5 protein-coding genes are annotated in these 5334 nt (G+C 40.0%); 2 read left to right on the top strand and 3 right to left on the bottom strand.

The annotated features are described in order from the left end of the window. Positions 1 to 660: formimidoylglutamase (hutG, locus tag HP456_RS19360; RefSeq protein ID WP_172254147.1), on the top strand; the 660-nt coding region annotated here is incomplete at its 5' end. 50 nt (positions 661 to 710) lie between these two features. On the opposite strand, the gene HP456_RS19355 is transcribed toward hutG, so the two are convergent. Further along, positions 711 to 1031 carry a hypothetical protein gene (locus HP456_RS19355; RefSeq protein WP_172254145.1) on the bottom strand — a complete coding sequence of 107 codons (321 nt, stop codon included), beginning with the start codon at positions 1029 to 1031 and terminating at the stop codon, positions 711 to 713. 207 nt (positions 1032 to 1238) lie between these two features. Continuing rightward, entirely contained in the window at positions 1239 to 1370 is a 132-nt protein-coding gene (locus HP456_RS25425; protein ID WP_281358091.1) for a hypothetical protein, read from the bottom strand. Positions 1371 to 1568: 198 nt separating this feature from the next. On the opposite strand from HP456_RS25425, the gene HP456_RS19350 reads away from it, so the two are divergent. After that, on the top strand, positions 1569 to 2450 hold the full coding sequence (locus tag HP456_RS19350) for a helix-turn-helix domain-containing protein (protein ID WP_172254143.1): 882 nt from the start codon (positions 1569 to 1571) through the stop codon (positions 2448 to 2450). 47 nt (positions 2451 to 2497) lie between these two features. On the opposite strand, the gene HP456_RS19345 is transcribed toward HP456_RS19350, so the two are convergent. Then, positions 2498 to 5334, bottom strand: a 2837-nt coding sequence (locus HP456_RS19345) for a S8 family peptidase (protein ID WP_172254141.1), incomplete at its 5' end; no start/stop codon positions are given.

Raw genomic sequence — 5334 nt, 5'->3', positions numbered from 1 at the left:
CCAACGTCAATCGAAGAATGTCATCAGAGAATTTACCAGGCAACCAAAGAAATCACAGAAGCCCAAGCGGCACCGTTCACCATCATCCTGGGCGGCGATCACTCCATTACGACGTCGACTGTGAAAGCCATCAAAGAAACTAGAGGTACGGTCGGCATCATTCAGCTTGATGCTCATCATGACCTCCGTAACACCGAAGACGGGGGGCCGACCAACGGCACCCCATTTAGAAGATTAATAGAAGGGGGCCATCTGAAAGGTGAACATCTTATCCAAATTGGCATACGCAACTATTCAAACGCCAAAGCCTATCACGACTACGCCATCGAAAACGGCGTAACCGTCTATACAATGAAGGACGTCAGGCAGCGCGGAATCACAGAACTGATCCAAAGCGCTCTGACGCATCTAGAAGACAAGGTAGACACCATCTACCTATCCGTCGATATGGACGTGCTTGACCAAGCCTATGCCCCGGGCTGCCCGGCAATAGGGCCCGGCGGGATGGACCCGGACACGCTCACTCAGGCAGTCAAGCAAACCATACAGCACCCGAAAGTTCAAACGATGGATATTGTAGAGATCGACCCGACACTGGATATACGGGATATGACGAGCCGGATTGCAAGCCTGCTCGTCCTCAACAGCCTGATCAACTAAACAAGGCCCGTTCCACAGTACGTTAAATCACTGCGGAACGGGCCTTCAAATTATGCTTTTCTATATAAGTTGTAGCCTGAGTGTATTTCTTTCATGCCGATAACCTGGAGGAAGTGACGGAGTTTCTTCATGCATGTTTTTTCCGTTTCATTGATCACTTCGAAGCGATCAATCACCGCGCATTTTTGGGTTTTCGCAAAGCTGGCAGATTTTGATTGACGAAGTGTTTCATTGCTATCCAGAATCGAATAGGTAGAAACCAGCGCTTCTCCGACCTTGCTTTCACCTTGTACAAATTCGAAATGGAACTGTATCGACAAATCTACCTCGGAATATAGAGGATTTACTTTCATGTTGAGTTCTTTCATCATGAAGCCCCCTTTCTGATATTGTACTTTTATCCTATCATGAATTCATTTTAAGTGTATTTTGGCTCATTATCGGTGAGGAAGACAATATACAATAAAAGTGTGCTAATTTGGGTTCGTTTCCTCTTTTATATAACTTTAGGAATATTCCTATATGAATATATCCTAAATGAAAAAACTTCCCTAGTCGGGAAGTTTTAAGTATAGTAATTAATGAGCACTGCCTGGAAGTTCAGTTTTTTGGATGGTCATTCCTGCTGCTTCTGTTGAGTTGCTTGAAGCCCCTGCAACACCAAGAAGAAGAACTGAAACCGTTAGAATAGTAAGAAAACATTTTCTCATGGGTCTTTCCTCCCTTTCTTATTCAAATAGATATTCGATAAGATTAGTGATATATATGTTATTATAATTAAAACATATTTTCAATATATGTTAATTTAGGGTATGATGTCAAATTACCTATTTATTTCATTATAAGATAGTTTTTTCAACTATTTTCATCACAAAATATAACTCTAGGCATATTAGAGGAGGATACTAATGGATTTTACAGCAGTTGGTAAGAAAATCAAAGAACTTAGAAAAAATAGTGGACTTTCTCAAGAAGAACTAGCTGAAGGCATCTGTACGCAAGCGCAAATAAGTAAAATTGAGAAAGGGGATGTTTTTCCATATGCCTCTACACTATATCAAATATCACAGAAATTGGGGGTTGATGTAAATTATTTCTTTGATATTGGTACAACCCCAAGGCTAGATTATGTACAAGAAGTGTTTCAACAACTAAAAATCCTTCGTAGAAATCTAAAATTTGAGGAAATGATGGATATCGTAAGGGCAGAGGAAGATAATCCTTTATTTATCCAAAATAATAAAAATATGCAGCTTTTACTTTGGCACAAAGGTATTTATCTGTATGAAGTAAAGAAGGATCTTGATTCATCAGTGAAAACTCTTTATGATGCAATTAATATTACAAATGTAAAAGGAAAAATCCTACAAGAAAGAGATCTCGAAATCTTGTTATCTCTAGGTGCTATTTACTTTTATGAAGATTTAGATAAAGCATTGGGAGTTTTTGAAGAAATCAAGGAACATCTACAGCATTTACCCCACCTTTACAACTATTCCATAAAAACAAGGTTATATTATAATCTGGCTAGGACCTTAACAAGGCTGGAAAGAATTGAAGAATCGAATCATTATTGTGAAGATGCTATAAAATGGGCATTGCATAAAGATAGTTTATACCTCCTAGGAGAACTCCATTACCACACTGGATATAATTTAGAACTTCTTAACAAACCTCAACTGGCAAAAAGTTACATGGAAAAAGCGGTCATTGTCTTTGAACTGCAGCAGGATAATAAATATATACAATTTATCAAAAACAGAATAAAAGAACTGAATGCTCTAACATAAAAAGTCAGGTACTCCCGATAAAGAGAGTACCTGACTTTTTATTTAGTTTATTGTACTTTTACCTTTTTAGCTTTACTGACATTACCTGAAGCATCTTTAGAAGTAATATACATATTTGTTCCCTTTTTATGCTGCTTGATTTTCACCATAAACGAACCTTTCTTATCCGCCTTAGCCGTTCCGATCACTCTATTTTTCACTTTTACGGAAACAGTTGCCTTTGCTTCTGTTTTCCCTTTAACCGTTTTACTTTTGCTTGTCACTTTGTTGACTTGTGGTGCTGGGGGTGGAGTTTTATCGGTTACTTTAATGCCAGTAGCTTTGCTGAGGTTCCCGGCTTTATCTTTTGCTGTAATAGAAATAATTGTGCCTGCTTTTTGTTTCTTGATCTTTAAAGTGAAGCTGCCTTTCGTATTAGCTTTTGCTGAGGCAATTTGTTTGCCTTTCACCTTAGCTATTATGACTGCATATGCATCACTCGTTCCTGTAATAGCAGTACTATTGTCGCTTACTGTTTTCACTTTAGGCGCATTTGGAGGAATGACATCAGCTACGGATATCTTTACATCTGAACTTTCTTTGTATCCTTCAGCAACGCTTACATAAAGTACAGTCCCTGCTTTTTGTACAGGAATCTTCACTTTAAACGAACCTTCTTCGTTTATCTTCCCGGTTGCAATGATTTTTCTGGCAGCGTTTTTGATATTCACTTTCAAGTTAGGGGCAGCACTCCCTGTAATATAGACATCTTTATTTGTAACCCGCTTTACGATCGGTTTGTTCGGAGCTTTTTCCACCACTTTACGGATAGTGGCTTCAGCATTCCCTTGACTTACAATCACTTTTATAGCTTGACCTGCGTTTTGCACAGGTATTGAAATAGAGAATGCTCCCGATTTGGATGAACCTGATCCAAGGACTTTACTTCCGTTCATTACTTTAATGGTTGATCCTGTTTTAGCTTTACCTGATACCTTCGTCTGGTTGTTTAATAACGGATTTACTTTCACTTGCAGATCACCGAAACTGTAAGCACTGAAGGCATTCAGGCTTCCCCAGCCTGACACTATATCATAACCTGGGAGTAATTCTTCAAACGGATATGGATATTCCTCTTCATAAGGATCTTCTTCTTCGTATTGATCTTCATACTCATTCATAGGATTATCTAGTTCATCAAACGATACATCTTCGGTCGTTTGTGTAAGAAGTTGTTCGACATCCCCAGCCGACAAGCCCGGGTTTTGCGATAATAGCAGTCCAGCAACTGCTGAAACGTGAGGGGCCGCCATTGAAGTGCCGCTCATATACGTAACATTTCCGTCAGGTAAAAGAGCAGGAATTTCAGACCCTGGTGCGACAAGGTCAAGTCCTTTCCCGTAATTCGAGAAATCTGAAACGATATTCAATCTGCTAGTGGATCCGACAGAAATGGCATACTTGGAAGATGCGGGATAGGATACTTCTTCCATCCCATCATTTCCGCTTGCCGCAACAATGACAGCACCCTTTTTATGAGCATATTGCATGGCGTATTCTATCGTTCGGCTGTAGGGACCGCCTAAGCTTAAATTAATCACTTTTGCCCCTTTATCGGCGGCGTACATGATTCCGTAAGCGATTTGTTCAGTATCTCCGCTTCCGGTAGAATCAAGCACTTTAACTGGAAGTATTTTGGAAAAAGGATTAATCCCCGCAATCGAGTAATGGTTATTTGCATTTGCAGCAATGATAGAAGCGACATGGGTGCCATGACCGTTATCGTCACGTGCATCTGTATTTTGGGCAACAAAATTTTTCGCTTTATCAGCTGCCACGCGGTCGGCAAGGTCTGCTAACGTGTGGTCTACGCCGGTGTCGACAACAGCTATCAAAGTCGTTGGTAGCTGTTTCCCTTTGGTTAGTTTCTCTAATGCTTCATATTGTATATCACCATCCTGTATACCAGGATTGTCTAACGACCATTGGTGGGAGTAGCTCTTATCCGCTGATAACGCAGTATAGGAGCGAACAGTCTCTATATACTCGATATCAGGAAGCTTGGCAATCTGTTTCTCAGTTGAAAGGGAATTGATTCGATAACCACTATCATTTTCTTTTAAATCAACGACAAGCAGCTGGTTGGTTTGTTGATTTAACGGGGCGACAGATTCTACACCGTAGGACTTCACTTTGGCCATTACCTTGCTTGCGGATTTATCGTCTTTTACTTTTATGATTAATTTCTGATCTTCAACTGATGCAGACTTGATTAACCCTGTTTGATCTAAAAGGGCAGAAACTTGGGTGCTGGATAGATTTGTAAGGTCGATCCCTGTTAAAGCATTATCCATTTGCTTCTGAAGTGTCCCCGGTACTGCTTCGTATGCGATTTTGTATAACGTCTGGATGGCTTTCTGTTCTGCAGAAGAAATGGTATGGCTGCTGTATTTGCCATTATCCGCAGTTTCTGCCAACAGAGTATTTACAATTACTAAATTTGTATAAACTTCTTCCCGTGTTTCTTTGTTAAAAAGTAATTTTGCCGATATGAACGGTGCTGTTTTATAATAAAGGGCTGACAATTCTTTACCTTCTTTCGTTTCTGACAGAAGGGTATCGCGAATTGTGCGCATATCGCGTAAAATAGCTGAACCGTTTTCTCTTTTTTTTGTACTTAATTCCACGGGGCATTCTTCACTTGTCACTCTATACGAAGGAGGCAATGTCACTCCATTAAAGCCAAGAGTGTAAGAGCCATGAGCGCCTGTTAATTCAGAGGATTCTTCCATAGGGTAGGACTCTGCCTTAATGTAATAAGGACCTGTCCAGGCTAAAGGGAAATCAATTGAAGCTGGTTTATGAGAATATGAGTAACCTCTGTAACGATCAAAGGCTTCATTGT

Source organism: Bacillus haikouensis (assembly GCF_013179555.1).
GTDB classification, from domain to species: domain Bacteria; phylum Bacillota; class Bacilli; order Bacillales; family Bacillaceae_B; genus Rossellomorea; species Rossellomorea haikouensis_A.
Note: the sequence above shows the minus strand (reverse complement) of the source record. Positions and strands in the feature narration are given on the sequence as shown.

Coding starts and splice junctions, on each gene's coding strand:
- HP456_RS25425 (WP_281358091.1), bottom strand. CDS start 1,370: ATGAGAAAATGTTTTCTTACTATTCTAACGGTTTCAGTTCTTCTTCTT.
- HP456_RS19350 (WP_172254143.1), top strand. CDS start 1,569: ATGGATTTTACAGCAGTTGGTAAGAAAATCAAAGAACTTAGAAAAAAT.
- HP456_RS19355 (WP_172254145.1), bottom strand. CDS start 1,031: ATGATGAAAGAACTCAACATGAAAGTAAATCCTCTATATTCCGAGGTA.